Here is a 26,055-nt window from a genome sequence, read left to right as displayed (position 1 = left end):
GCGCGTCGAGGGGTCACGACGCCAGCTAGGGTCGTCGGGTGAACTCGTCGCGCGCCTGGCTCGTCTGGGGCGCCGCCGTCGTGGCCTACGTCGTCGCCGTCCTGCAGCGGTCCTCGCTCGGCGTCTCCGGGGTCGAGGCCCAGCACATCTTCGGCATCTCCGCGTCGACGCTGTCGACCCTGGCCGTCGTGCAGCTGATCGTCTACGCGGGCCTGCAGATCCCCGTGGGCGTGCTGCTCGACCGCGTCGGCCCCCGGGCCCTGATCGTCGCGGGAGGGGTCCTGCTCGTCGTCGGGCAGTCGGTCGTCGCGCTCGCGCCCCCGCACATCGGCGTCGCCATCGTCGGGCGTGTCCTCGTGGGCGCGGGCGACGCCATGACCTTCATCAGCGTCATCCGCCTGCTGCCCGCCTGGTTCCGAGGGCCGATCCTTCCCCAGATCTCGCAGTGGACCGGCAACGTCGGCCAGCTCGGCCAGGTGCTCTCGGCCGTGCCCCTCTCGATCGTGCTGCACGGCAGCGGCTGGCAGCCGGCCTTCCTCGGCGCCGCGGGCCTCTCGGTCGTCGCCGTCGTCCTCGTCGTCGTCGTCGTGCGGGACTCTCCGCTCGGACGCCCCGCCGAGTCGACCGGGACGACCTGGCGCGACGCCGGCCGTCAGCTGGGGGAGAGCATCCGGCGACCCGGCACGCGCCTCGGCTTCTGGTCGCACTTCGTGACGCAGTCGTCCGGGACGGTCTTCAGCCTGCTCTGGGGCGTGCCCTTCCTCGTCGGGGCGCTGGGTTTCTCGCCGACGCAGGCGTCCGGCATGCTCACGCTCCTCGTCGCCTCCGGCGTCGTCGCCGGCCCGGTCCTCGGCCTGCTCACGGCGCGTTTCCCGCTCCGGCGCTCGAACCTCGTCCTCGGCATCGTCACGGCGCTCGGGATCACGTGGACCGTCTTGCTGGCCTGGCCGGGGCAGCCTCCTCAGTGGCTCGCGGTCGTCCTCGTGGTGGTGCTCGGCGTCGGCGGCCCCGGCAGCTTGATCGGCTTCGACTTCGCCCGGTCGTTCAACCCGATGCGCAGCCTCGGCGTGGCCAACGGCATCGTCAACGTCGGGGGCTTCCTGGCGAGCTTCGTGATGATGTTCCTCATCGGCGTCGTGCTCGACCAGCTCGACGCGGCACGGGTGGCCGGCGGGGCGGCGAGCGACCTCTTCTCGTTCGAGTCGTTCCGCGTCGCGTTCCTCGTCCAGTACGTGGTCGTCGGCGGAGGCGTCGTCTGCCTCGTCCTGGAGCGCCGACGCACCCGGCGCCTCCTGCACCTCGAGGAGGGAATCCAGGTGGCCCCCCTGTGGGTTGCACTCAACAGGAGATGGCAGACCCGCCGCCGCCGGAGTTCCTGACGCCGGAGGCGACCCGTGGTCGGCGCGGCCGACCAGACGTGCAATAATCGGAGTCGGACCCGTTCATGTCCCGTGCAGGTGCTCGACTCTCGTCGGCGCGCTCAGCCATGGGGACTTGACATGGGTCCTAGTACTGCCCGAAAGACCCAGTGCAGATGAAGTGGAAGGTGTTCGCATGGCTACTCGCAGCAAGGCGACCACGGTCGTCGACGAGACCGTGACCGACGGCGTGGTGCTCGAGACCGAGCCCGCGACGACCGAGGAGGCGCCCGCGGCGCCCAAGAAGGCCCCCGCCAAGCGGGCGCCCGCCAAGAAGGCGACGGCTGCCAAGGCACCCGCCTCGAAGAAGGCCGCCCCCGCGAAGGCGGCGAAGGCCGCCGAGCCCGAGGGCGACGACGAGGCCGAGCCCGTCGACGCCGACGCGGCCGACACCGACGCGGACGGCGAGGGCGGCAAGCCCACGACCCCCGAGGTGCTGCCCGCAGGGGCCCTCGTCATCTCGCAGGACGACGACGACGAGATGCCCGTCTACTCGACGACGATCACCGGCGCCACCGCCGACCCGGTCAAGGACTACCTGAAGCAGATCGGCAAGGTCGCCCTGCTGAACGCCGCGGAGGAGGTCGAGCTCGCGATGCGCATCGAGGCCGGTCTCTTCGCCGAGGACAAGCTCTCCCACAGCACGGGCCTCAGCAAGGAGCTCGAGCGCGAGCTCCGCTGGGTGTCGCGCGACGGCCAGCGGGCCAAGAGCCACCTCCTCGGGGCCAACCTGCGACTCGTCGTCAGCCTCGCGAAGCGCTACACGGGCCGGGGCATGCAGTTCCTCGACCTCATCCAGGAGGGGAACCTGGGCCTCATCCGTGCGGTCGAGAAGTTCGACTACACCAAGGGTTTCAAGTTCTCGACCTACGCCACGTGGTGGATCCGCCAGGCGATCACGCGCGCCATGGCCGACCAGGCCCGCACCATCCGCATCCCCGTGCACATGGTCGAGGTCATCAACAAGCTCGCCCGGGTCCAGCGTCAGATGCTGCAGGACCTGGGTCGCGAGCCCACGCCCGAGGAGCTGAGCCGCGAGCTCGACATGACGCCCGAGAAGGTCGTCGAGGTGCAGAAGTACGGCCGCGAGCCCATCTCGCTGCACACCCCCCTCGGCGAGGACGGCGACAGCGAGTTCGGCGACCTCATCGAGGACACGGAGGCGGTCGTCCCGGCCGACGCCGTGGGCTTCACCATGCTCCAGAAGCAGCTCGAGTCGCTGCTCGACAGCCTGTCCGAGCGCGAGGCCGGCGTCATCCGCATGCGCTTCGGCCTCGGCGACGGCATGCCGAAGACGCTCGACCAGATCGGTGACACGTTCGGCGTGACCCGCGAGCGGATCCGCCAGATCGAGTCCAAGACGATGGCCAAGCTCCGCCACCCGTCCCGGTCGCAGTCGCTCCGCGACTACCTCGAGTAGGCCCGTGCGATACCTCCTGCCCGTGCTCGCGGGCCGTCTCGTCCGTGCGGTCGCCCGCCTCCGCGGCGGCGGGTCGGCCTACCCGGGCCGCACCGTCCTCGCCCTGGCGCCCGACTTCCTCACCCACGTCTCGTCGCAGTTCGAGCAGGGCGTCGTCTTCGTCCTCGGCTCGAACGGCAAGTCGACGACCACGATGATGCTGACCGAGACGCTGCGGGCCCACGGGCTCCGCGTCTTCACGAACCCCACCGGCGCCAACCTGCCGCAGGGGATCGCCTCGGCGTTCCTCCGCGAGGTGACGCCCCTCGGCCGCGTGAAGCACGACATCGGCGTGATCGAGGTCGACGAGGCCTTCGCCGTCGAGCTGACCCGGTCGCTGCACCCGTCGACCGTGCTCATGCTCAACGTGCAGGTCGACCAGCTCTACCGTTTCTTCGAGACCGAGCGCGTCGGCACGATGATGACGGACACCGCGGCCCTGGCCACGCGCGCCGTCGTGACGAACCGTGACGACCAGCACCTCGCCCCCTACGAGGCGAGGCCCGGCCAGACGGTCACGCGCTTCGGTGCCGCCCCCGACGTCGTCGCGGCCGCGCCCAACGGGCTGCAGAACGCGAACGACTTCTCCCGCGAGGCGGACTCGACTCGCCCCGTCGAGGCCGAGGTCGTCGCCATGGACGGCGACCGGGCGAGCATCCGCGTCGGCGAGACCACCGTCGACGTGCGGCTGCCCGCCCGGGGGCTGCACTACGCCGTCGACGCGGCGGCGGCCCTGCAGACCGCGTCGGTCGTCCTCGGGCGGCCCGTCGACCAGGAGGCGGTGGCTCGCGCCTTCGACACGATGAAGCCGGCCTACGGTCGGGGCGAGCGCATGTCGCTCGGCGCCGACGAGGCCGAGTTCATCATGTTCAAGAACGCGGCCAGCCTGCAGCTGAACCTCGACGCCCTGCCGCAGGGCGCCGAGCAGGTCATGCTCGCGATCGACGAGGGCACGCCCGACATCTCGTGGATCTACGACATCGACTTCTCGCGCCTCGACCACGTCGACGTCCTCGCGGGCGCCAAGGCCTGGCAGCTCGCCCTGCGCCTCGAGCACGAGGGGATCCCCGTGCACGTCATCGAGGAGGACATCGCGAAGGCGATCAAGCTGATGCGTGCGCTTCCCTCGCCCCTCGACCGCACGAAGCACTTCGTGACCAACTACGAGCAGATGATGCTGGCCCGTCGCATCCTCGGCCACCCCGACCTGGAGAAGACCGCGTGAGCGCCGACACCCTCCGCCTCGTCCACCTCTACCCCGAGCAGCTCGGCGTGAGCGGCGACCGGGGCAACGTGACGACGATGGTGGCCCGTGCGCGGCGGGCCGGCCTCGAGACCGAGGTCGTCGAGTACCGGGTCGGCGACGACGTCCCCACCGTGGCCGACGTGGTGCTCCTCGGGCACGGGCCGCTCTCGGGAGTCCGCTCCGTGAGCGCCGACGCCCAGCGCCTCCTCCCGGCCCTCGAGGGCTTCGCCGCGTCGGGCGTCCCCGTGATCGGGGTCGGCGGCGGCATGGAGCTGCTGACGAACGGCGTGGTCACCGAACAGGGCGAGACCGTCCCCGGCATCGGGTTCTTCGACGCCACGGTCCGTCGCGGCGCACCCCGCCGGACGAACTACTTCCAGGTCACGACGACCTACGGCGGGGACGAGCTGACCCTCTTCGGCTTCGAGGACCACGCCGCCCACCTCGAGCTCGGCACCGGCGTCGAGGCGTTCGGCCGTGTGGTGCACGGCGGGGGCAACGGGACCGACGGCGCCGAGGGCGTCGTGCGCGGCGCCTCCTTCGGGACGCAGCTGAAGGGACCGTTGCTGCCCCTCAACCCGGCCCTGAGCGACCGGGTGCTCCGCGCGGCGCTGACGCGTCGCAGCATCTCGTACCACGCAGGGGAGGCGCACGCGAAGCTCGACGAGTACGCCGAGCAGTCGCAGCGCGTCATCCGCGAGAACCTCGAGCGGTCGTTCAAGGCGATGTGACCGGGTGTCCGCCGCCGGACACACGAAGGGCCCGCATCCGTGAGGACGCGGGCCCTTCGTCGTGCCGCCGGGGTGCTGCTCCCCGGACGGCCTCGTGGTCGTCGAGCTCAGTGCTCGTGGAGCTTGGAGCTCTCGTCCAGCCACTCGACGGCGGTGGGCTGGAGCTTGTCCTTGACCTTGGCACCGTGGTGCGCGCAGAACAGCAGCTCGCCGCTGGCCATGGTCACGCGGACGTAGGCCTGGGCCCCGCAGCTGTCGCATCGGTCGGCGGCGGAGAGCTGGTAGCGGGAGCCGAGCTCGTCGACGGCGGTGTGGTCGGTGGCCATCTGAGTCATGTGATGCTCCTCCTGACGGTGGTGCTGCGGATGTGAAGTCCTCATCAAAACACGCGCTCCCGAGTATCGGGTGCGATCCGAGCCGATTTCGCTCATCGCGTAGTGACGGAGGGGGGCGAGCGCCTCCCGGGACTGTCCCTGGGCGCTCGTAGGATGGAACCAGACCCCCGCCTCCGGAATTCCCGCCGGTCGGCTCTGCCTCGCGTCAGGAGAACACCATCGCCACGTCGGACTACTCGGCTCGCCACCTCTCGGTCCTCGAGGGGCTGGAGGCCGTCCGCAAGCGTCCCGGCATGTACATCGGGTCGACCGACTCGCGAGGCCTCATGCACTGCCTGTGGGAGATCATCGACAACTCGGTCGACGAGGCCCTCGGCGGGCACGGCGACGCCATCGACGTCGTCCTGCACGCGGACGACAGCGTCGAGGTGCGCGACACGGCCCGCGGCATCCCCGTCGACATCGAGCCCAAGACGGGGCTGACGGGCGTCGAGGTCGTCTTCACCAAGCTGCACGCGGGCGGCAAGTTCGGCGGCGGCTCCTACGCGTCGTCGGGCGGTCTGCACGGCGTCGGGGCGTCCGTGGTCAACGCGCTCTCCGAGCGGCTCGACGTCGAGGTCGACCGCGGCGGCAAGACGTGGGCCATGTCGTTCCGCCGGGGCGAGCCCGGCACGTTCGCCGACGACGGCGAGCCCACCCCGGACGCGCCGTTCACGCCGTTCGTCTCGGGCAGCGTGCTGCGCGAGGTGGGCAAGGTGAAGCGCGGCGTCACCGGCACGCGCATCCGGTACTGGGCCGACCGCCAGATCTTCACCCGTGGTGCGTCGTTCCAGCCCGACGAACTGTCGGGGCGTGCCCGCCAGACCGCCTTCCTCATCCCGGGCCTCACGCTCCGCATCCGCGACGAGCGGCCCGGGTCGCTCACCGACGGGGGCTTCCCGCACGAGAGCACGTACCGCTTCGACGGCGGCATCAGCGAGTTCGTCGAGTTCCTCGCCCCCGACGCCCCGGTCACCGACACCTGGCGCATGACGGGCACGGGCACGTACACGGAGACGGTGCCCGTCCTGACCGAGGGCGGCGCGATGGTCGCCACCGAGCTCGAGCGCGAGTGCGAGGTCGACATCGCCCTCCGGTGGGGCGGCGGCTACGAGACGGTCCTCCGCAGCTACGTGAACATCATCGCGACCCCGAAGGGCGGCTCGCACCAGACGGGCTTCGAGGCGGGGCTGCTCAAGTTCATGCGACAGCAGGTCGAGCTCGCCGCACGTCGGCTCAAGGTCGGCACCGACAAGATCGAGAAGGACGACGTGACGGCGGGCCTGACGGTCGTGCTCACGGTCCGCCTCCCCGAGCCGCAGTTCGAGGGCCAGACGAAGGAGATCCTCGGGACGCCGGCGGTCCGCGCGATCGTCGCCAACGTCGTCCAGGCTCGCTTCGCCGAGCTCTTCGCGTCCGCCCGCCGCGAGGACAAGGCCCAGACGGCCCTCGTTCTCGACAAGGTCGTCTCCGAGATGAAGTCGCGCATCGCGGCGCGTGCGCACAAGGAGACGCAGCGACGCAAGAACGCCCTCGAGAACTCGTCCCTGCCGGCGAAGCTCGTCGACTGCCGATCGAACGACGTCGGCAACAGCGAGCTCTTCATCGTCGAGGGCGACTCGGCCCTGGGCACGGCGAAGCTGGCCCGCAACAGCGAGTACCAGGCGCTGTTGCCGATCCGCGGCAAGATCCTCAACGTGCAGAAGGCGTCGGTCAGCGACATGCTCTCCAACGTCGAGTGCGCCTCGATCATCCAGGTGCTGGGAGCAGGGTCGGGCCGCTCGTTCGACATCGACGCCGCTCGCTACGGCAAGGTCATCATCATGAGCGACGCCGACGTCGACGGGGCCCACATCCGCACGTTGCTCCTCACGCTGTTCTTCCGGTACATGCGCCCGATGATCGAGCAGGGCCGCGTCTTCGCGGCCGTGCCGCCCCTGCACCGCGTCGTCGTGATCAACCCCGGCAGCAAGCCGAAGGAGACGATCTACACGTACTCCGAGAAAGAGCTGCAGACGCTCCTGGCGAAGCTGCGCCGCTCGAACAAGAAGTTCCAGGACCCGATCCAGCGCTACAAGGGCCTCGGCGAGATGGACGCCGAACAGCTCGCGACGACGACGATGGACCGCTCGGGTCGCATGCTGCGCCGGGTGAGGGTCGACGACGCCGAGGCCGCGGCCCGGGTCTTCGAGCTGCTCATGGGCAACGAGGTCGCCCCGCGCAAGGAGTTCATCATCGACGGCGCCGGCCTGAGCCGGGAGCGCATCGACGTCTGACCTGCGCTGCTCGCCCGTCCGGCGACGCGCGCGCCCGCGCGCCCGGCCCTACGTGAGATGGCCGGACGGGCGGTCCGTCCTCACTCGGGCTCGGTGCCCGCAGGTGCTCCCGTCGCGGCGTCCGTGACGTGGGCCAGCGACGCGCCCACCGCGGCGACGACCGCCTCCAGGGGCGTCCCGGACGCGTCGCGACGCACGAGCGTCTCGGGGAGCGACCGGACGCCTCCGTCGACCGCCACCGCTCGCGCCGGGGCAGGGCCCACCCAGGCGAGCGACAGCTCCGACTCGCCCTTCAGCAGCGCGTGCGACCGGACGCCGCCGGTGGCGCGGCCCTTGGCCGGGAACTCGGCGAACGCGCTGATCTTGGCACGGCCGGGGTCGGTGCCCTCGAGCGCGCCGGCGGCGGACGAGATGGTGGCGACCACCGCCTCCTGTCCCTCAGGCACGGCGCCGAAGAAGACGACACGGGCGTCCGACGCGACCGAGACGCCGGCGACACCGCCGCCGGCAGGCCCCTGCGGGCGAACCGACGAGGCCGGGAAACGCAGCAGCTGCGTGCTCGACGTCACGAAGACGAGCTCATCGTCGTCCGCGCCCTGGGCCGCCCCGACGACGGAGTCGCCCTTCTTGAGCGTGATCACCGGGAACTCGGGCTTGGGCGGGTACTGCCCCGTCGCCACGCGCTTCACGACACCCCGGGCGGTGCCGAGTGCGATCGGGCGGTCGGCCGTCAGCGAGACGAGTGCGAGCACGCGCTCGGACTTGTCCGCGAGGCCGAGGTAGTCCCGCACCGGCACGCCCGCCCCGAGCTGCACCGAGGTGGGCGGCACCGCCGGCAGGTCGACCGGCGTGAACCGCAGCAGCCGCCCCGTCGTCGTCACCGCCCCGATCTCGGCGCGGGTCGACGTGTCGATCGACGACAGGACGGCGTCGTGCGCCGTCCGCCGGGACGGGGGAGCGGGCGTGGCCGCCGACGGGTCCTGGTGGTCGACGCGCAGGAGGCGCCCCGTCGTCGACAGGAACACCCGCGTGGGCGTGTCGGCGATCTCGAGCACCGGGGCGTTCTTGCCCCTGCCCTGCTTCGCGATGCTCGGGGCCGCCTCGGTGAGGAGGGTGCGCCGGGGCGTCCCGAACTGCTCGGCGATGTCGGCGAGCTCGCTCGAGACGAGCGCCCGGAGCCGAGCCGGGTCGCCGAGCAGCGCCTGCAGCTCGGCGATCGCGGCGCGCAGCTCGTCCCGCTCGGTCTCGAGCTCGACGCGGCTGAACTTGGTGAGGCGCCGCAGCTGCAGGTCGAGGATGTACTCGGCCTGGATCTCGCTCAGGTCGAAGACCTCGCGGAGGCGGGCGCGGGCGGCGGCCGTGTCGTCGCTCGAGCGGATCACCTGGATGACCTCGTCGATGTCGAGGATGGCGATCAGGAGCCCCTCGACCAGGTGGAGGCGCGCCTCCTTCTTGCCGAGGCGGTGCCGAGTGCGTCGGGTGACCACCTCGATGCGGTGGCCGACGTAGACCTCGAGCATCTCCTTGAGGCCGAGGGTCCGCGGCTGGCCCTCGACGAGCGCGACCGCGTTGATGCTGAAGCCGTCCTCGAGGGGGGTGTAGCGGTAGAGCTGCTCGAGCACGGCCTCCGGGCTGAAGCCCGTCTTGATGCCGATGACGAGGCGCAGGCCGTGGGTGCGGTCCGTCAGGTCGGTGACGTCGGTGATCCCCGTGAGCTTCTTCGCCTGGACGCCGTCCTTGATCTTCTCGATCACCTTCTCGGGGCCGACGAGGTAGGGCAGCTCGGTCACGACGAGGCCGGACTTGCGCGCGGTGATGCTCTCGACCTGCACGCGCGCGCGGGTCTTGAACGACCCGCGTCCGGTCGCGTAGGCGTCGCGGACCCCGGCGAGGCCGGAGATGGTGCCCCCGGTGGGCAGGTCGGGCCCCGGCACGAAGGCCATCAGGTCGTCGAGGCTCGCGTCGGGGTGGTCGATCAGGTGGCGGGCGGCGCCGACGACCTCGACGAGGTTGTGCGGGGCCATGTTGGTCGCCATGCCGACGGCGATGCCGCTCGCGCCGTTCACGAGCAGGTTCGGGAACGCCGCGGGCAGCACCTCGGGCTGCATCAGCTGGTTGTCGTAGTTGGGCACGAAGTCGACGACGTCCTCGTCGAGGCTGCGCGTCATCGCGAGCGACGCCTCGGCGAGGCGGGCCTCCGTGTACCGCGGCGCGGCCGGCCCGTCGTCGAGCGAGCCGAAGTTGCCGTGCCCGTCGATCAGCGGGACGCGCATCGTGAACGACTGGGCCTGGCGGACCATGGCGTCGTAGATGGCCGTGTCGCCGTGCGGGTGCAGCTTGCCCATCACCTCGCCGACGACGCGTGCGCTCTTGACGTGTCCCCGGTCGGGGCGGAGCCCCATCTCGGACATCTGGTAGAGGATGCGTCGCTGCACCGGCTTGAGGCCGTCGCGGGCGTCGGGCAGGGCCCGGGAGTAGATGACCGAGTAGGCGTACTCGAGGAACGACCCCTGCATCTCGAGCGAGACGTCGATGTCCTCGATGCGCTCTCCGGAGTCGGTCGGGCCGGTCGTGTTCTCGGTCGTCGTCATGCACTTCTCTGGGACAGGAGGTGCGGGAGGCACCTGGGCGGGCGGTCGTCGACGCGAGGAGGCGGCAGCGGCGGGAGGGCGGTCCGCTCGCGGACCCGCTGTGCCAGACTGGTGCCGATGACGACCATCGTACCGGCGCGTCCCCCCGGCGCGGTGAGCCTGGCCGACGTCCTCCCGTCCGTCCTCGCCGCGCTGACCGGCGACGTCGGGGCCCTGCCGCTCCCTCCGGCTCGCTCGGCCGTCGTCCTGCTCGTCGACGGGCTCGGCTCCGCCGCCCTCGGGGCCCGCCGCGGCCACGCTCGCCACCTGGCGGGCGCCTCCGGCAGCCTCTTCTCCGGCTTCCCGACGACCACCGCCTCCGCTCTCACGACCTTCACCACCGGCCGCCTGCCGGGCGAGCACGGCCTGGTCGGCTACTCGGTGCTCGACGCCGAGCGCGACCGCGTCGTCAAGCAGCTGTCCGGCTGGGACGCCGGCATGCGGCCCGACACGTGGCAGCTCAGCGGCACGGTGTTCGAGGACGCCGCCGCTCGGGGAGTCCGAAGCGCGGCCGTCGGCCCTGCGCGCTACGCCCGGTCAGGGCTGACGGAGGCGATCCTGCGCGGCGCGGCCTACGAGGCGGCCGAGTCGATCGCGGACAGGTTCCGTCGCGCACGCGACCTCGTCGCCGCCCCCGGGGCCACGATCGTCTACCTCTACGTGCCCGAGCTCGACATGATCGCGCACCGCCTCGGCTGGCAGAGCGACGAGTGGACGGCCGCCCTCGAGGAGGTGGACGGCGAGGTCGGCAGGCTCGCCGCCTCCCTGGGGCCCGACGAGGGACTCCTCGTGACGGCCGACCACGGCGTCCTCGACGTCGCGGAGAGGGGACGCATCGTCTTCGGCCACCGCGCCGCGCTCGTGGACGGGGTGCGTCACGTGGCGGGGGAGCCCCGGTGCCTGCAGCTGCACTTCGAGCCGGACGCGTCGGAGGCTGTCCGCGCCGCCACCCTCGAGGCCTGGCGCGCGGCGGAGTCGGACCGCGCCTGGGTCGTCACCCGCGAGGAGGCGGTGCAGGCCGGGTGGTTCGGCCCCGTCGATCCCGTCGTGGCGCCCCGCATCGGCGACTTCCTGGTCGCTGCCCGGAAGGGCGTCGTCTGGTACGACGGCAGGACCTCGGGCGGGCAGGCCGGGTCGATGATCGGCCAGCACGGCTCGTGGTCCGGCGACGAGACGCAGGTGCCCCTGCGACGGTTCGGCGCCTTCGCCCGTTGAGCCGCGCGCACGTCGTCCGCGCGAGGACTCGGACGGGCGTCAGGCGGGGTCGTCGTCCGAGCGGGCCCCGAAGACGATCTCGTCCCAGCTCGGCATGGAGGCGCGGCCGCGCGGCTTCTTGGGGCCACCCTGACCGGGCACGACGCCGTCCGGTCCGGGCATCGGGCGTCGACCGCCGCGGACCTGTCCCACGGTGCGCGGGCGCTGCCCGCCGTCTCCCAGTGCCGAGGAGGCACCAGGGAGAAGAGGCTGCGGCGTCGTCTCGCCCTCGGGCAGGTCGAAGTCGTCGAGGGGCACGTCGATGACCCGGATGGAGCTGGTGGCGAGCTCGTCCCGCGACGAGTCGTCCGAGAAGCGCGCCGCCTCGCGCTCGCCACGGCGTCGACGGAGGGCCTCGAGCAGGTCGGCGGTCTGGGCGTGCGGGTCCCCGGCGGCGGCGTCGGGGTCGCGGTTCGTGGCCGCGAGGGAGGCGGGGGAGCGGACGTCCTGTCGCGCGACCGCTGCGGGGCGGTCCGGACGGTGCTCGTCCGGGGCCGCGTCGTCCCGGTGCCCGTCCTCGGGCTCGACGAGGAACGCGCCGCTGTCGAAGCGCCCCGTCACGGGTTCGTCGTCTGCGGGGCGGAGGCCGACGGCCCGGAGACGCGGGACGAGGGGGCCGACGTCGGCCGAGTGCTGCGAGAGGGTGCGGGCGTCGCCCGCGTGCGGGACGAGGGAGAGGGCCTTGGGGTCGAAGCGCCAGGTGGCGTCTCGCGACACCTCCTGCGTCACGTACGAGACGGAGACGAGCCAGCCGTGCTCGGCGTCCTTGTAGCTCGTCCAGTGACGGTCGGTCGCGGCGGCGGTGTCGAGACGCGACTCGATGACGCCCCCGAAGGAGGACGAGTCGCCGTCGGGCTGCACGTCGGAGGCGACGGTGACGGCGACGCCGAGGGCGGTGCGCAGGGCGTGCGACCTCTCGGCGAGGACAGGGCCCTCGAAGCGCCGGACGTAAGCGAGGTCCGCTCCCGTGCGCTCCGCCGCCTGCTCGGGCGAGAGCCCGGAGCGGATGAGCGACTGGATCTCGCGAGGCGGCGCCTTGCGCTCGACCGGGGTGCTGTCGGGGGCCGCAGCGCGCAGCTGCGACCTCAGCGACGGCGTGACGGGGAGCCGGTACTCGGCACCGCCGTCGGCGGCGACGACGAGCGCTCCGCTCTCGACCCCGATGACCCTCAGATCCTGCATCTCGCACGCCTTTCCACCGTCGTGTCCTGGCCAGAAGCGTCCCACGTCAGGGGCGTGTTCCCGGGAATGGAACGGGCGTGCCGCGAGTTCCTCCAGAGCGGCCGAGAGGCCCCTTCGGCGGGTTTGCTATTCGACAACGAGTGATGCAAACTGTGCCCGCCGAATTCGGTACACGAACTTCGGTACACGAACTATTGAAGAACTGGATGGGCATGGCCACCGACTACGACGCACCTCGCAAGAACGACGACGACGGCTCGGAGTCGATCGAGGGGCTCAAGGAGCGCACCCCCGACAAGACCACCGGAGTGATCGACGACGACGCGGACAACCCGGGCTCGTTCGAGCTCGCCGGCCAGGATCTCTCCGACCTCGACCTCGACGTCGTCGTCCTGCCCCCGCAGGTCGACGAGTTCACCTGCGTCGAGTGCTTCCTCGTGAAGCACCGCTCGCAGCTCGACCACGAGACCAAGCTGGGCGCTATCTGCCGGGAGTGCGCTGCCTGAGCGACTCCAGGAGACGGACGACCTCGTCGGGTCGTCTCGTCGACACCAACCAGTAGGGTGCGGGATCCGTCTCGTCGGTGAGGGTGATCCTCACCACCGGCTTCACCCAGCCACGGAAGAGGGTCCAGGCTCGCGCGTCGAGCCTGGGCCCTCTCTGCTGTGTGGCCTCGGCACCCGAGAAGCCCCGCACCTCTCCGATCTCGTGCGGGAAGAGACGAGCACGCCCGGCGGAGAACCCCTCGTCATCGATGCGGAGCACCGGCGAGGTGAAGACGAGCGCGAGCACCGTGGCCGCGTAGAAGAGGACCGCCACGACGACCCCGACGAGCTGGTCGATGGGCAGGAAGACGAGCAGCGTCGCGGGGACGACGAGGGCGGTCGCGACGAAGACGGTGGCCGGCGGCGTGAGCCGTTCGCGGTACGGGTTCATGGGTCCATTCGACCAGACTTCTGCACTAGCCTCGACACGTGACCCCGACCCTCGACGTCCTCTTCACGGCCGACCGAGCCGGCGCCTCCTCGTCCCCGGGCGACCTGGCCCCGCAGTACGCGCACCCCGGCGACGCGGGGGCCGACCTGCTCTCGTCCGAGGCGCTCGTCCTCCGGGCGGGCCACCGGGCCCTGGTCGGCACCGGCGTGTCGATCGCCCTGCCCGAGGGCCACGCGGCCTTCGTCGTCCCGCGCAGCGGGCTGGCGGCCAAGCACGGCATCACCGTCGTCAACAGCCCGGGCACGGTCGACGCGGGCTACCGCGGCGAGATCAAGGTCACGCTCCTGAACACCGACCTCGAGTCGGACCACCAGATCGAGGTGGGCGACAAGATCGCCCAGCTCGTCGTCGTGCCCGTCGTCCGGGCCGTCTTCGTCCCCGTCGACGAGCTGCCCGAGAGCAGCCGGGGCACGGGCGGTTTCGGCTCGACGGGCTACGCACACACCACCGGAGGCACCGCATCATGAGGAAGTCGAAGCGCGAGGCGCAGCAGCTGGCCGAGATCGAGGTCGAGACGGCCGACCTGGCCGACGTCGAGGTCGACATCGAGGCCCTGGACGACGCCGAGGTCGAGGTCTTCGACGACACGAAGTCCGCGCCCGCCGACCGGGCCGACGAGGGCCCGCTCGACGAGACAGAGGCCAATCCGGTCCGCCCGTACGTCGACCTGGGCGGCGTCAAGATCGTCCCGCGCGACGGCCTGCACCTGAGACTCGAGGTCGAGGAGGGCAGCAAGCGCGTCGTCGCGGTCGGCCTCGACTTCGCGAAGTCGACGCTGCAGGTGCAGCCCTTCGCGGCTCCCCGCACGACGGGCCTCTGGAACGAGATCCGCGAGCAGATCAGCGAGCAGATCCAGAAGCAGGGCGGCACGACGACCGAGGTCGACGGCCCGTTCGGCCCCGAGGTCCGCGCCGAGATCCCGCTGATGGGCGGCGACCCGGGCAGCACGCGCCTGGCGCGGTTCATCGGCGTCGACGGCCCGCGCTGGTTCCTCCGCGGTGTGATCGCCGGCGACGCCACCGTCGACGACGAGGCCGCCGCGAAGATCGAGGAGCTGTTCCGCAGCATCGTCGTCGTCCGGGGCACCACCCCGATGCCTCCTCGCGAGCTCATCCCGCTCAGCATGCCCAAGCCGAGCGCGGTCGACGCGTCCTCGGGCGCCGCCGACCAGGCCTGACCCTCGTGGAGCACGACGGGGCGACGGCCCGGCCCGACGACGAGCGACCCCTGCCCGGGGAGGAGTCGCCGCTCGACGACCCGCGCGTGTCGCTGGCCGCACAGCTGCGGGCAGCGGCGCAGAAGGCCGGGATCGGGCAGGTGGCGCCCGGCGAGGTCCCCACCGCGTCCGCGCTGCTCTCGGCGATCGGCGGCGTGCGGGGCCTCGTCGAGTCGATCGTGCCGGGACTCGGCTTCGTCGTCGTCTTCACGATCACCGGCCAGCTGCTCCCGTCCGTCCTGATCCCGGTCGGCCTCGCCGTGCTGTTCGTCGTCGCGCGGGCCGTCCAGCGTGGTCCTGTCGCGCAGGCGCTGGCCGGCGTGCTCGGCATCGCGCTCTCTGCCGGCATCGCCCTGCTGAGCGGCAGGGCCGAGGGCAACTTCGTCCCGGGAGTCGTCATCAACGCGATCTCGCTCCTGGCGATGGTCGTCAGCATCGCCGTTCGCTGGCCCCTGGTCGGCATCATCGTCGGCCTCCTCACCAACGAAGGAGGCGCCTGGCGGCAGGACCGCGCCAAGCGCCGCGTCCTCGTGCTGGTCACCTGGCTCTGGGCAGGGCTGTTCGCGGCTCGCCTCGCGGTGCAGCTCCCGCTCCTGCTGAGCGGGCAGATCACCGCGCTCGCGACCCTCAAGCTCCTCATGGGCGTGCCCCTGTACGCCGGCCTCCTCTGGGTCACGTGGCTGCTCGTCCGGACCGTCTACCGCGGTCGCGCCTCCGGTGACGACGTCGTCGACGCGCAGGGCACCGTCAGCTAGCCCACCGCCTCCGGTGCTAGGTTTGTCTCGACATCAAGACAGTTCGACGACATGCGCCCGCAGTCCGTCGACGACTTAGGCTGACCTCGCTGGTGCGGTCCCTCGTCGTCGGGTCATGATGAGGGCGAAGTCCAGCAAGGGAGACGGCACGTGTCTGCAATCAACAGCTTCAGCTCGAAAGACGTCCTGACGGTCGGCGGCACCGACTACGAGGTCTACCGCATCGACGCGGTGGACGGCTCGCAGAAGTTGCCCTTCAGCCTCAAGGTCCTGCTCGAGAACCTGCTCCGCACCGAGGACGGCGCGAACGTCACGGGCGACCAGATCCGCGCGCTCGGCTCGTGGCAGCCGACCGCCGAGCCCGACACCGAGATCCAGTTCTCGCCGGCGCGCGTCGTCATGCAGGACTTCACGGGGGTGCCCTGCATCGTCGACCTCGCGACCATGCGCGAGGCGGTCTCGGCCCTCGGCGGCGACCCCACCAAGATCAACCCCCTCGCCCCGGCCGAGCTCGTGATCGACCACTCGGTCATCGCCGACCTGTTCGGCTCGGCCGACGCCCTCGAGCGCAACGTCGAGATCGAGTACGAGCGCAACGGCGAGCGGTACCAGTTCCTCCGCTGGGGCCAGACGGCCTTCGACGACTTCAAGGTCGTGCCGCCGGGGACGGGCATCGTGCACCAGGTCAACATCGAGTACCTGGCTCGCGTCACCTACAGCCGCGAGGTCGGCGGGGTCCTCCAGGCCTACCCGGACACCCTCGTCGGCACCGACTCGCACACGACGATGGTCAACGGCCTCGGCGTGCTCGGCTGGGGCGTGGGCGGCATCGAGGCCGAGGCGGCCATGCTCGGCCAGCCCGTCTCGATGCTCATCCCCAAGGTGGTGGGCTTCAAGCTCAGCGGCTCGATCCCGACCGGCGTCACCGCGACCGACGTGGTGCTGACCATCACGCAGCAGCTGCGTCGCCACGGCGTCGTCGGCAAGTTCGTCGAGTTCTACGGCGAAGGCGTCGCCGAGGTGCCCCTGGCGAACCGCGCCACCATCGGCAACATGAGCCCGGAGTTCGGGTCGACCGCGGCGATCTTCCCGATCGACGACGTCACCCTCGACTACCTGCGACTCACCGGCCGCAGCGACGAGCAGATCGAGCTCGTCGAGAAGTACGCCAAGCTCCAGGGCCTCTGGCACGACCCGTCGGTCGAGCCGGTCTTCAGCGAGTACCTCGAGCTCGACCTCGCGACCGTCGTCCCGTCGATCGCCGGCCCGAAGCGTCCCCAGGACCGCATCGAGCTGACCAACGCGAAGAGCCAGTTCGGGGTCGACCTCGACAACTACGCCACGACGGACCACTCGATGGTCGACGCCGCGGTCGAGGGCACGTTCCCCGCGTCCGACCCCGTGGGCTTCACCGCGCAGGACGAAGAGTCGTCGCACGCCCACTCGCACACGCACACCTCGCACGCCCCGTCGACGGTGTCGAAGCCGACCCAGGTCGCCCTCGACGACGGATCCTCGTTCACGCTCGATCACGGCGCGGTCGCCATCGCCGCCATCACGTCCTGCACGAACACGTCGAACCCGTCCGTCATGCTCGCGGCCGGCCTGCTCGCCCGCAACGCGAGCAAGAAGGGCCTCAAGGCCAAGCCCTGGGTCAAGACGACCCTGGCGCCGGGCTCGAAGGTCGTGACCGACTACTACGAGAAGGCCGGTCTCACCACCTACCTCGAGGACCTGGGCTTCTACACCGTCGGCTACGGCTGCACGACCTGCATCGGCAACTCGGGCCCGCTGCTGGACGAGATCTCGAGCGCCGTCCAGGACAACGACCTCGCCGTCACGGCCGTCCTCTCGGGCAACCGCAACTTCGAGGGCCGCATCAACCCCGACGTCAAGATGAACTACCTGGCCAGCCCGCCGCTGGTCATCGCCTACGCGCTGGCCGGGTCGATGAACTTCGACTTCGAGGCCGACGCGCTCGGCACGTCGCCGGACGGCAGCGACGTCTACCTGCGCGACATCTGGCCCGACGCGGCCGAGGTCCAGTCGACCATCGACTCGTCGATCGACACCGACATGTTCACGCACGAGTACGCCGGCGTGTTCGACGGCGACGAGCGCTGGCGGTCGCTGCCGACGCCCACGGGTGCGACCTTCGAGTGGGACCCGGAGTCGACCTACGTCCGGAAGCCCCCGTACTTCGAGGGCATGACCCTCGAGACGACGCCGGTCACGGACATCGTCGGCGCCCGCGTCCTCGCCAAGCTCGGCGACTCGGTCACGACCGACCACATCAGCCCCGCCGGGTCGATCAAGTCGGACAGCCCCGCCGGCCACTACCTGGCCGAGCACGGCGTCGACCGGAAGGACTTCAACTCCTACGGGTCGCGTCGCGGCAACCACGAGATCATGATCCGCGGCACGTTCGCCAACATCCGGCTGCGCAACCAGCTGCTCGACGGCGTCGAGGGCGGCTACACGCGCGACTTCACCCAGGCCGACGCCCCGCAGTCGTTCATCTACGACGCGAGCGCGCGCTACCAGGAGCAGGGCACGCCCCTCGTCATCCTCGGCGGCAAGGAGTACGGCTCCGGCTCGTCGCGCGACTGGGCGGCCAAGGGCACGAGCCTCCTGGGGGTCAAGGCGGTCATCACCGAGAGCTTCGAGCGCATCCACCGCTCGAACCTGATCGGCATGGGCGTCGTCCCGCTGCAGTTCCCGGCGGGCGAGACCTGGGAGTCCCTGGGCCTCGACGGCACCGAGTCCCTCAGCATCCACGGCCTCGAGCAGCTGAACGAGGGCACGACGCCCAAGACCGTGCACGTCACCGCGGAGCCGACCGAGCACTCGGCCGACGGCGCCCGCACGATCGAGTTCGACGCCGTCGTCCGGATCGATACGCCGGGCGAGGCGGACTACTACCGCAACGGCGGCATCCTGCAGTACGTCCTCCGCAGCCTGGTCTAGCCGCACCCCGAGGCCCTCGACGTCGTGTCCGCACGGCGCCGGGGGCCTCCCGGCGTTCCCGGCGGTCCGCGCCTAAACTGAGGATCGCCGCCTCCGGGCTGCCGGAAAGGAAATACCGATGAGCATCCTCGAGACGATCACGGGTCCCCGCGACCTCGATCACCTCACCGACCAGCAGATGATCGCGCTGGCCGCCGAGATCCGCCGCTTCCTCGTGACCGAGGTGTCCAAGACCGGCGGGCACCTGGGACCGAACCTCGGCGTCGTCGAGCTGACGCTGGCCATGCACCGGGTCTTCGAGTCGCCGCACGACGCCTTCGTCTTCGACACCGGCCACCAGTCGTACGTGCACAAGCTCGTCACCGGGCGGCAGGACTTCAGCGGGCTTCGGCTGCGCGGCGGCCTGGCGGGCTACCCCCAGCGCTCCGAGTCCGAGCACGACATCGTCGAGAGCTCCCACGCCTCCAGCAGCCTGTCGTGGGCCGACGGCATCTCGCGGGCGTTCCAGCTCACGGGGCAGTCGGACCGCCACGTCGTCGCGGTGGTGGGCGACGGCGCCCTCACCGGCGGCATGACGTGGGAGGCGCTGAACAACATCAGCGACGACAACGGTCGCCGGCTGATCATCGTCGTCAACGACAACGGCCGCTCGTACGCGCCGACGATCGGCGGCATGGCGCGGTTCCTCAACACCGTCCGCACCCGCAGCACGTACCGCGACATGCACCGCGGCTCCGAGGCCGTGTTCGACCACCTCGGGCACCCCGGCCGTGCGCTCTACCGCGGCGTGCGGGGCGGCCTGCACGGTTTCCTCAGCCGGTTCACGAACAACGAGGCCCTCTACTCGAACCTCGACATCAAGTACCTCGGCCCGGTCGACGGCCACGACCAGAAGGCGATGGAGGAGGCGCTCACCCAGGCGAAGGACTACGGCGCCCCCGTCATCGTCCACGCCATCACGGAGAAGGGCCGCGGCTACGACCCGGCTCGTGCCGACGTCGCCGACCAGTTCCACGCGGTCGGCCAGATCGACCCCGAGACGGGCGAGCCGCTCGAGACGACCAACGCCCCCTCGTGGACGAGCGTCTTCGCGGACGAGATCGTCTCGATCGCCGAGCGCGACGAGACCGTCGTGGGCATCACGGCCGCCATGCTCCGTCCCGTCGGGCTGCACAAGCTCGCCGAGCGCTTCCCGAGCCGTGTCCTCGACGTCGGCATCGCCGAGCAGCACGCCGTGACGAGTGCGGCCGGCCTGGCCTTCGGCGGCCTGCACCCCGTCGTGGCCCTCTACGCCACCTTCGTCAACCGCGCCTTCGACCAGGTGCTCATGGACGTCGGCCTGCACCGGGCGGGCGTGACGTTCGTGCTCGACCGGGCGGGCGTCACCGGCCCCGACGGGCCCAGCCACCACGGCATGTGGGACCTGGCGCTCCTCCAGATCGTCCCGCACATCCGCCTCGCCGCCCCGCGGGACGCCTCCCGCCTGCGCGAGGAGCTCCGCGAGGCCGTCGCCGTGACCGACGCGCCGACCGTGGTGCGCTTCTCGAAGGGCAGCGTCGGCACCGAGCACGAAGCCGAGTCGCGCCTCCCGGACGGCGTCGACGTGCTGGCGAGCGACGAGCGGCGCGACGTGCTGCTGGTCTGCGTGGGGCCGATGGCCACCGTCGGCCTGGACGTCGCCGAGCGCCTCGCGGCGCAGGGGATCGGGGCGACCGTCGTCGACCCGCGCTGGGTCGTCCCCGTGCCGCGGTCGATCATCGAGCTCGCCGCCGAGCACCGCCTCGTCGTCACCATCGAGGACGGTGTCCGGGTCGGCGGCATCGGCACCCGTGTCCGTCAGGACCTGCGCGAGGCCGGCGTCGACACCGCGCTCACCGAGCTCGGGCTCCCCGACGAGTTCCTGCAGCACGGCTCGCGGGCAGAGATCCTCGAGGAGGCGGGCCTCACCCCCCAGCACATCGCGCGCGACGTGGTGGCCCAGGTCCTCGGCAGCAAGATCCCCGTGGCCCGGCCGCTCGACGAAGCCTCGTCGCGTCGGGTGGACGCGCAGCAGGACTAGGGCGTCCGTGCGCCGCACGCAGCACGATGAGGGAGGGCCCCGACGACCAGGTCGTCGGGGCCCTCCCTCGTGACGGGACGAGCGCCTCCTCGGCGGTGGCCGGGACGCCCGGCTCAGGCCGAGGCGCGCACCGCGTGCTCCGGGCCGACCACGAGGGGGTCGTGGAACGTGCGTCCCCGCACCCGCTCGGAGGCTCCCACGCGGTCGAGGTAGGGCGTCACGCCGCCCATCTGGAACGGCCAGCCGGCGCCCAGGACGAGGCAGAGGTCGATGTCCTCGGCCGCCGCGACCACCCCGTCGTCGAGCATCCGGCCCACCTCGTCGGCGAGGCCGTCCTCGATGCGGCGCCGCAGCTCGTCGTCCGAGAGGGGAGTGCCCTCGCCGGCGACGAGCGCGACGGCCTTCTTGTCGAACCCCTTGCGACGGCCCTTGGCGTCGCGCTCGAAGACCCGGCCGTGCTCGGCGAGCCGGTGCAGGCCGTCGCTGGCGAAGAAGCGGTCGGGGAACGCCGCGTGGTGCGTGTCGAGCACGTGCGCCCCGACGGTGAGGCCGACGAGCTCGAGCAGCTCGAAGGGAGTCATCGGGAGGCCGAACGGCGCGGTGGCCCGCTCGACCGTCTCGAAGGGGGTGCCCGTCTCGACGGCGTGCATGGCCTCGCCGAGCAGCTTGGCCAGGATGCGGTTGACCACGAAGCCGGGCGTGTCGGCGGTGATCACGGCGTTCTTGCGCAGTGCGGCAGCCGTCACCATGGCCGTGCTGAGGGTCGCCTCGTCGGTCCCCGGTGCCTTCACGACCTCGATCAGCGGCATCACCGCGACCGGGTTGAAGAAGTGGAAGCCCACGAGGCGCTCGGGGTGCGCGAGGCGGGCCCCGATCTGCTCGACGCTGAGCGACGAGGTGTTCGTGGCGAGCACCGTCGTCTCGGAGACGACGGCCTCGACGTTCGCGAAGACCTCCTGCTTGACGCCGAGTTCCTCGAAGACGGCCTCGATGACCCAGTCCGCGTCGGCGAAGTCGGCGAGGTCGGTCGTGCCGGTCACGAGCGCGGTGAGCCGGTTCGACTCGTCGCCCGAGATGCGGCCCTTCTCGGCGAGCTGCAGGATCTCGCCGCGGATGCGCTCCACCCCGGCGTCCACGCGGGCCTGGTCGATGTCGGTGATGACCACCGGGACCTGCAGGCGCCGGACGAAGAGCAGCGCGAACTGGCTGGCCATCAGGCCGGCCCCCACGACGCCGACCTTGCCGACCTTCCGCGCGACGTCGGGCGACGGAGCCCCCGCGGGCTTCTTCGCCCGCTTCTGCACCAGGTCGAAGGCGTACATGCTGGCGTGGAACTGGTCGCCCGACACGAGCTCGGCGAGGGCCTCGTCCTCCGCGGCGAAGCCCGTCGCCCGGTCGGTGTTCCGTGCTGCCTCGAGCAGGTCGAGGGCGACCCAGGGCGACCGCGCCACCCGGCCGATCTTCGACTCGAGCGACTTGCGGGCGATCGAGATCGCGGCGCCCCACTTCACGGCGCGCTCGATCTTGCCGGGCACGTTCGGCCGGGCGACCTTCGTGCGACCCGCCACGACGCCGTCGGCCCAGCGGATCGAGTCCTCGAGGAACGCGGCCGGGCCGAACTCGACGTCGACGATGCCGAGCTCGAGGGCCTGCGCGGCCTTGAGCGTGCGGTTGATCTTGAGCGGGTTCTCGAGGACGACCTTGAGCGCGTTCTCGATCCCGATCAGGTTCGGCAGCAGCCAGGCGCCGCCCCACGCGGGGACGATGCCCAGGAACACCTCGGGCAGGGCGATGGCCGCCGCGGACGAGTCGACCGTGCGGTAGTCGGCATGCAGGGCTATCTCGAGCCCGCCTCCCAGGGCCAGGCCGTTCACGAAGACGAACGTCGGCACCCCGGCCTCGTGCAGCTTGCCGAGGGTCGAGTGGCCCAGGCGGGCCAGCTCGCGGGCCACGTCGCGGCTCGGGATCTGGCTGACCTTGCTGAGGTCCGCACCGGCCGCCAGGAAGTACGGCTTGCCGGTGACCGCGATGGCCTGGACCTCGCCGCGGGAGGCGCGGGCCCGGAGGCCGTCGAGGGTCGCGGACAGCTCGACGAGGGTCGCGGGCCCCAGCGTGCTCGGTCGCTTGTGGTCGCGGCCGTTGTCGAGCGTGACGAGGGCGAGGACGCCGCCCGAGGGCAGCGGCACGTCGCGGACGAACGAGTGCGTCACCACCTCGTCGGCGCTGAGGGCGGTGAGCTGGTCGACTGCGCTGCTCACGATCGAGCCGCCTTCCGTGAGTGGTGGGGGTTCTCCCAGATGACGCTGCCGCCCTGGCCGAGGCCCACGCACATGGCCGTGAGCCCGTAGCGGACCTCCGGGTGCTGCTCGAACTGGCGGGCCAGCTGGATCATCAGGCGGACGCCCGACGACGCGAGCGGGTGGCCCACGGCGATGGCGCCTCCCCAGGGGTTGACCCGGGGGTCGTCGTCGTCGACGCCGAAGTGGTCGAGCAGCGAGAGGACCTGCACGGCGAAGGCCTCGTTCAGCTCGAACAGGCCGATGTCGTCGATCGTCAGCCCTGCCTTGCGCAGGGCCTTCTCGGTCGAGGGCACCGGGCCGATGCCCATGATCTCCGGCTCGACCCCGGCGTAGGCGAAGCTGACGAGGCGCATCTTGACGCCGAGGCCGAGCTCGTCGGCGGCTCCGCGGGAGGCGAGCAGGCTGACGGTCGCACCGTCGTTCAGCCCCGACGAGTTGCCGGCGGTGACCCGCCCGTGGGGGCGGAACGGCGTGCGGAGCCCGGCCAGCCCCTCCATCGTCGTCTCGGGCCGCGGAGCCTCGTCGCGCGTCGCCAGGCCCCAGCCCTCGGGCGTCTGCACCGCGACCGGCACCAGGTCCGGCTGGATGTGGCCCGCGTCGTAGGCGGCGGCGAGCTTCTGCTGCGACCGCAGCGCGAAGCGGTCGGAGCGCTCCTTGGTGAGCTGCGGGAACCGGTCGTGGATCCGCTCGGCGGTCGAGCCCATGTTGAGGGCGTCGCCGCTGACCAGCTTCTCGGTGAGGAACCGGGGGTTGGGATCGGCCGCGAAGCCCATCGGGTGCCGGCCCATGTGCTCGACGCCGCCCGCGAGGACGACGTCGTAGGCGCCGAACGCGATGCCGCCGGCGAGGGTCGTGACGCTCGTCATGGCGCCGGCGCACATGCGGTCGATCGCGAAGCCGGGCACCGAGCGGGGCAGCCCCGCCAGGAGGGCCGTGGTGCGGCCGAGGGTCAGGCCCTGGTCGCCCTGTTGCGTCGTGGCCGCGATCGCGACGTCGTCGACGCGGTCGAGGGGGAGCGACGGGTTGCGCTCGAGCAGCCCCTTCATGGCCTTCACGACGAGGTCGTCGGCCCTCGTTCCCCAGTACATGCCTTTTTCTCCGGCCCTGCCGAACGGGGTGCGTACCCCGTCGACGAAGACCACGTCTGTCGTGTCGGCCACAGTGCCTCCAGTGCTCGGAACTGCTCCGATCCTAGGGAGGGGCCTGCTGCCGGGAGAATCCTTGGCGGATTGCTACGAAGCGTCGGCGGGGTCGCTCTCGGGCTCTTGGTGGGCGTCGACAAAGGCCTCGGCCAGCCGCTCGGCGACGGCGTCGACCTGCCACGGGCGCGCGCCGAGCTCGACGAGGGCCGCGGCCAGCGTCTCGGTGTCGAACGGGATCGGCGGCTCCCAGCAGAGGCGCCGCAGCAGCTCGGGCGTGAGCAGGTTCTCGACGGGCAGGTCGAGTCCCTCGGCGATCTCGGCCACCGCGGGGCGTGCGTGCCGGAGGCGCGCGTCGGCCATCGGGTTCTTGTCGGCCCAGCTGCGGGGAGGCGGCAGGGTGTCGCCCGCCGGCCCGCGGGAGGAGGGCAGGTCACGGGTCGCCATGCCGCGCTCGATCGCGGCCCACCAGCGGTCGAGCTCGCTGCGGCTGGCGCGCCCGACGAACTCCTTCACGCCGGCGAGGGCGCGCTTGTCGGCGGGCTGCGCCTTCGTCGCGGCGACGAGCGACTGGTCGGGCACGAGCCGGCCGGCGGCCGTGTCGACCTGACGGGCGTAGTCGTCGCGGGCCTGCCAGAGCTCGCGGGCGACGGCGAGCGAGCGGGCCCCGCGGACGGTGTGCAGGCCGGTCAGGCGCCGCCAGGGCTCGGCCTTGGCCGGCTTGGCCTCCCGGGCCACCGTCGCCGCGAACTCCTGGCGGGCGATGTCGAGCTTCCCGTCGCGCTCGAGCAGCTCGGCCATCGCGTCGCGGAGGTCGACGAGGAGCTCGACGTCGAGGGCGGCGTAGACGAGCCAGCTCTGCGGCAGGGGCCGCGTCGACCAGTCGGCGGCCGAGTGCTCCTTGGCGAGGTGGACCCCGAGCAGCTGCTCGACCACGGCGCCGAGGCCGACCTTGGGCAGGCCCGCCAGGCGGGCGCCGAGCTCGGTGTCGAAGACGAGATCGGGGTCGAGCCCGACCTCGCGCAGGCACGCGAGATCTTGGCTCGCGGCGTGCAGCACCCACTCCTCGTGCCCGATGACGGCCTGCAGCTCGTCGAACGACCCGATGGCCGGCGGGTCGAAGAGGAAGACTCCGCTGCCCCGGCGGAACACCTGGATCAGGTAGGCACGCTGCGAGTAACGGTAGCCGGACGCCCGCTCGGCGTCGATCGAGACCGGTCCGTGCCCCGCGGCGATCGCCTCCACGGCCTCGAGGTAGGCCTCGCGGTCGGCGATGACGTGCACCTCGCCGTGCACCGAGTCGGCGGTCGCGGCGCGCGGGACGATCGTCGTCGGGGCGACCGTGACGGCGGGGGAGGAGGGCGACGACTCGTCGACCGGGGATGACTCGGGTGTGGGGGCGCTCATGTCTCCGTCGTTCCGGGGGGTCAGTCGCGGCCCACACGACGCGACGCGAGGAGCGTGACGCCCTCGACGGTCGGCGGCAGGCCCGCGAGGGTGCAGATCAGCTCGCTCCACGCCGCGACGTGGGGGGCGAGGTCGGTGCTGGTGGGGGTCCACGAGGCGCGCAGCTCGAGCTGCGCCCCGTCGCCCTGGGCGGCGAGCTCGCCGTAGCCGGACGAGAGCACCTTCGTGGCGGTGCCCGAGGCGGAGTGCCGGGAGGCGCCTCCTGCGTCGAGCGAGTCGACCAGCCAGGACCACGCGACGTCCGCGACGAAGGGGTCGAGGGCCAGGTCGGTCTCGAGCGGGGCCTGCGCGAAGCAGACGACGCGGAAGACGCCGCCCCACGCCTCGGGCGCGCTCTCGTCGTACAGCAGGACGAAGCGCCCGGTGCCGAGCTCGGCGTCGGCCCGCCCGGACGCGCCCACCACGTCGCCGGCGAGGGCGAGGGCGTGCGGGGCGAGGCCGCCGGGGGCAGGGATCTCGGACACGGCGAGGTCGTCGCGGGAGAGGGCCTCGCGGACGGCGGCCGACGCGGCGGCGAACGCGGCCGGGACCGGCGGCGAGGAGGTGTCGGACACCTCAGCAGACTAGGCTCCCACCCGGCTCACAG

Annotated in this window: 20 protein-coding genes; 12 read left to right on the top strand and 8 right to left on the bottom strand. The window is 71.8% G+C overall.

Translation table 11 applies throughout. The annotated features are described in order from the left end of the window. Positions 1 to 38 precede the first annotated feature (38 nt). The 4 genes from ITJ48_RS02240 (at position 39) to ITJ48_RS02225 (ending at position 4,854) form a co-directional block, all read left to right on the top strand. On the top strand, positions 39 to 1,379 hold the full coding sequence (locus ITJ48_RS02240) for an MFS transporter (RefSeq protein WP_194612231.1): 1,341 nt from the start codon (positions 39 to 41) through the stop codon (positions 1,377 to 1,379). Positions 1,380 to 1,554: 175 nt separating this feature from the next. Continuing rightward, entirely contained in the window at positions 1,555 to 2,838 is a 1,284-nt protein-coding gene (locus ITJ48_RS02235) for an RNA polymerase sigma factor (protein ID WP_194612230.1), read from the top strand. 4 nt (positions 2,839 to 2,842) lie between these two features. Beyond that, positions 2,843 to 4,102: a MurT ligase domain-containing protein gene (locus ITJ48_RS02230; protein WP_194612229.1), complete on the top strand. Its 1,260-nt coding sequence runs from the start codon at positions 2,843 to 2,845 to the stop codon at positions 4,100 to 4,102. Continuing rightward, positions 4,099 to 4,854 carry a cobyric acid synthase gene (locus ITJ48_RS02225; protein ID WP_194612228.1) on the top strand — a complete coding sequence of 252 codons (756 nt, stop codon included), beginning with the start codon at positions 4,099 to 4,101 and terminating at the stop codon, positions 4,852 to 4,854. The genes ITJ48_RS02230 and ITJ48_RS02225 overlap by 4 nt, the downstream gene beginning before the upstream one ends. 107 nt (positions 4,855 to 4,961) lie before the next feature. On the opposite strand, the gene ITJ48_RS02220 is transcribed toward ITJ48_RS02225, so the two are convergent. After that, positions 4,962 to 5,189: a hypothetical protein gene (locus ITJ48_RS02220; protein WP_123546019.1), complete on the bottom strand. Its 228-nt coding sequence runs from the start codon at positions 5,187 to 5,189 to the stop codon at positions 4,962 to 4,964. A 218-nt stretch (positions 5,190 to 5,407) separates the two neighbouring features. Between ITJ48_RS02220 and ITJ48_RS02215 the strand changes: the two genes are divergently transcribed. After that, positions 5,408 to 7,504 carry a DNA topoisomerase IV subunit B gene (locus ITJ48_RS02215; protein ID WP_194613302.1) on the top strand — a complete coding sequence of 699 codons (2,097 nt, stop codon included), beginning with the start codon at positions 5,408 to 5,410 and terminating at the stop codon, positions 7,502 to 7,504. Between the two features lie 80 nt (positions 7,505 to 7,584). Here the strand turns inward: ITJ48_RS02215 and ITJ48_RS02210 are convergent, their stop codons facing one another. Beyond that, on the bottom strand, positions 7,585 to 10,095 hold the full coding sequence (locus tag ITJ48_RS02210) for a DNA topoisomerase (ATP-hydrolyzing) subunit A (RefSeq protein ID WP_194612227.1): 2,511 nt from the start codon (positions 10,093 to 10,095) through the stop codon (positions 7,585 to 7,587). A gap of 117 nt (positions 10,096 to 10,212) precedes the next feature. Between ITJ48_RS02210 and ITJ48_RS02205 the strand changes: the two genes are divergently transcribed. Then, complete coding sequence (locus ITJ48_RS02205) at positions 10,213 to 11,349, top strand: alkaline phosphatase family protein (protein ID WP_194612226.1); 1,137 nt, start codon at positions 10,213 to 10,215, stop codon at positions 11,347 to 11,349. A gap of 39 nt (positions 11,350 to 11,388) precedes the next feature. Here ITJ48_RS02205 and sepH read toward each other — a convergent pair whose 3' ends face one another. After that, positions 11,389 to 12,570 (bottom strand): septation protein SepH, encoded by a 1,182-nt coding sequence (gene sepH / locus ITJ48_RS02200; protein WP_194612225.1) that lies wholly within the window; start codon positions 12,568 to 12,570, stop codon positions 11,389 to 11,391. A gap of 212 nt (positions 12,571 to 12,782) precedes the next feature. Between sepH and ITJ48_RS02195 the strand changes: the two genes are divergently transcribed. After that, a complete protein-coding gene (locus tag ITJ48_RS02195; protein WP_123547235.1) occupies positions 12,783 to 13,076 on the top strand; it encodes a DUF4193 domain-containing protein in 294 nt (97 codons plus the stop codon). Here ITJ48_RS02195 and ITJ48_RS02190 read toward each other — a convergent pair. Continuing rightward, positions 13,051 to 13,506, bottom strand: coding sequence for a DUF3093 domain-containing protein (locus tag ITJ48_RS02190; RefSeq protein WP_123546009.1), 456 nt, complete (start codon positions 13,504 to 13,506; stop codon positions 13,051 to 13,053). The genes ITJ48_RS02195 and ITJ48_RS02190 overlap by 26 nt on opposite strands. Before the next feature lie 38 nt (positions 13,507 to 13,544). Here ITJ48_RS02190 and dut point away from each other — a divergent pair, with 38 nt between their 5' ends. From dut to dxs, 5 genes are all read left to right on the top strand, one after another. Beyond that, positions 13,545 to 14,033: a dUTP diphosphatase gene (gene dut, locus ITJ48_RS02185; protein WP_370544738.1), complete on the top strand. Its 489-nt coding sequence runs from the start codon at positions 13,545 to 13,547 to the stop codon at positions 14,031 to 14,033. Next, a complete protein-coding gene (locus ITJ48_RS02180) occupies positions 14,030 to 14,743 on the top strand; it encodes a DUF3710 domain-containing protein (RefSeq protein WP_194612224.1) in 714 nt (237 codons plus the stop codon). Before dut ends, ITJ48_RS02180 begins: the two co-directional genes overlap by 4 nt. Positions 14,744 to 14,748: 5 nt before the next feature. Then, a complete protein-coding gene (locus ITJ48_RS02175; RefSeq protein ID WP_194612223.1) occupies positions 14,749 to 15,537 on the top strand; it encodes a DUF3159 domain-containing protein in 789 nt (262 codons plus the stop codon). A gap of 150 nt (positions 15,538 to 15,687) precedes the next feature. Next, complete coding sequence (locus ITJ48_RS02170; RefSeq protein ID WP_194612222.1) at positions 15,688 to 18,504, top strand: aconitate hydratase; 2,817 nt, start codon at positions 15,688 to 15,690, stop codon at positions 18,502 to 18,504. Between the two features lie 118 nt (positions 18,505 to 18,622). Then, entirely contained in the window at positions 18,623 to 20,563 is a 1,941-nt protein-coding gene (gene dxs, locus ITJ48_RS02165; protein ID WP_194612221.1) for a 1-deoxy-D-xylulose-5-phosphate synthase, read from the top strand. A 113-nt stretch (positions 20,564 to 20,676) separates the two neighbouring features. On the opposite strand, the gene ITJ48_RS02160 is transcribed toward dxs, so the two are convergent. The 4 genes from ITJ48_RS02160 to ITJ48_RS02145 all read right to left on the bottom strand — a co-directional run bounded on the left by ITJ48_RS02160 (position 20,677) and on the right by ITJ48_RS02145 (position 26,023). After that, the gene (locus tag ITJ48_RS02160; RefSeq protein ID WP_194612220.1) at positions 20,677 to 22,821 is read right to left on the bottom strand and encodes a 3-hydroxyacyl-CoA dehydrogenase NAD-binding domain-containing protein; all 2,145 of its coding nucleotides are present in this window, start codon (positions 22,819 to 22,821) and stop codon (positions 20,677 to 20,679) included. After that, positions 22,818 to 24,023, bottom strand: coding sequence for a thiolase family protein (locus ITJ48_RS02155; protein ID WP_194612219.1), 1,206 nt, complete (start codon positions 24,021 to 24,023; stop codon positions 22,818 to 22,820). Before ITJ48_RS02155 ends, ITJ48_RS02160 begins: the two co-directional genes overlap by 4 nt. A gap of 72 nt (positions 24,024 to 24,095) precedes the next feature. Beyond that, entirely contained in the window at positions 24,096 to 25,409 is a 1,314-nt protein-coding gene (locus ITJ48_RS02150; RefSeq protein ID WP_194612218.1) for an HRDC domain-containing protein, read from the bottom strand. A gap of 20 nt (positions 25,410 to 25,429) precedes the next feature. Next, positions 25,430 to 26,023, bottom strand: a complete 594-nt coding sequence (locus ITJ48_RS02145; RefSeq protein ID WP_123545995.1) for a DUF3000 domain-containing protein — start codon at positions 26,021 to 26,023, stop codon at positions 25,430 to 25,432. Positions 26,024 to 26,055 lie beyond the last annotated feature (32 nt).

The organism is Frigoribacterium sp. VKM Ac-2530, assembly GCF_015350835.1.
Taxonomy (GTDB): Bacteria; Actinomycetota; Actinomycetes; order Actinomycetales; family Microbacteriaceae; genus Frigoribacterium.
Note: the sequence above shows the minus strand (reverse complement) of the source record. Positions and strands in the feature narration are given on the sequence as shown.

Coding starts and splice junctions, on each gene's coding strand:
- ITJ48_RS02235 (WP_194612230.1), top strand. CDS start 1,555: ATGGCTACTCGCAGCAAGGCGACCACGGTCGTCGACGAGACCGTGACC.
- ITJ48_RS02220 (WP_123546019.1), bottom strand. CDS start 5,189: ATGACTCAGATGGCCACCGACCACACCGCCGTCGACGAGCTCGGCTCC.
- ITJ48_RS02210 (WP_194612227.1), bottom strand. CDS start 10,095: ATGACGACGACCGAGAACACGACCGGCCCGACCGACTCCGGAGAGCGC.
- ITJ48_RS02205 (WP_194612226.1), top strand. CDS start 10,213: ATGACGACCATCGTACCGGCGCGTCCCCCCGGCGCGGTGAGCCTGGCC.
- sepH (WP_194612225.1), bottom strand. CDS start 12,570: ATGCAGGATCTGAGGGTCATCGGGGTCGAGAGCGGAGCGCTCGTCGTC.
- ITJ48_RS02195 (WP_123547235.1), top strand. CDS start 12,783: ATGGCCACCGACTACGACGCACCTCGCAAGAACGACGACGACGGCTCG.
- ITJ48_RS02190 (WP_123546009.1), bottom strand. CDS start 13,506: ATGAACCCGTACCGCGAACGGCTCACGCCGCCGGCCACCGTCTTCGTC.
- ITJ48_RS02180 (WP_194612224.1), top strand. CDS start 14,030: ATGAGGAAGTCGAAGCGCGAGGCGCAGCAGCTGGCCGAGATCGAGGTC.
- dxs (WP_194612221.1), top strand. CDS start 18,623: ATGAGCATCCTCGAGACGATCACGGGTCCCCGCGACCTCGATCACCTC.
- ITJ48_RS02150 (WP_194612218.1), bottom strand. CDS start 25,409: ATGAGCGCCCCCACACCCGAGTCATCCCCGGTCGACGAGTCGTCGCCC.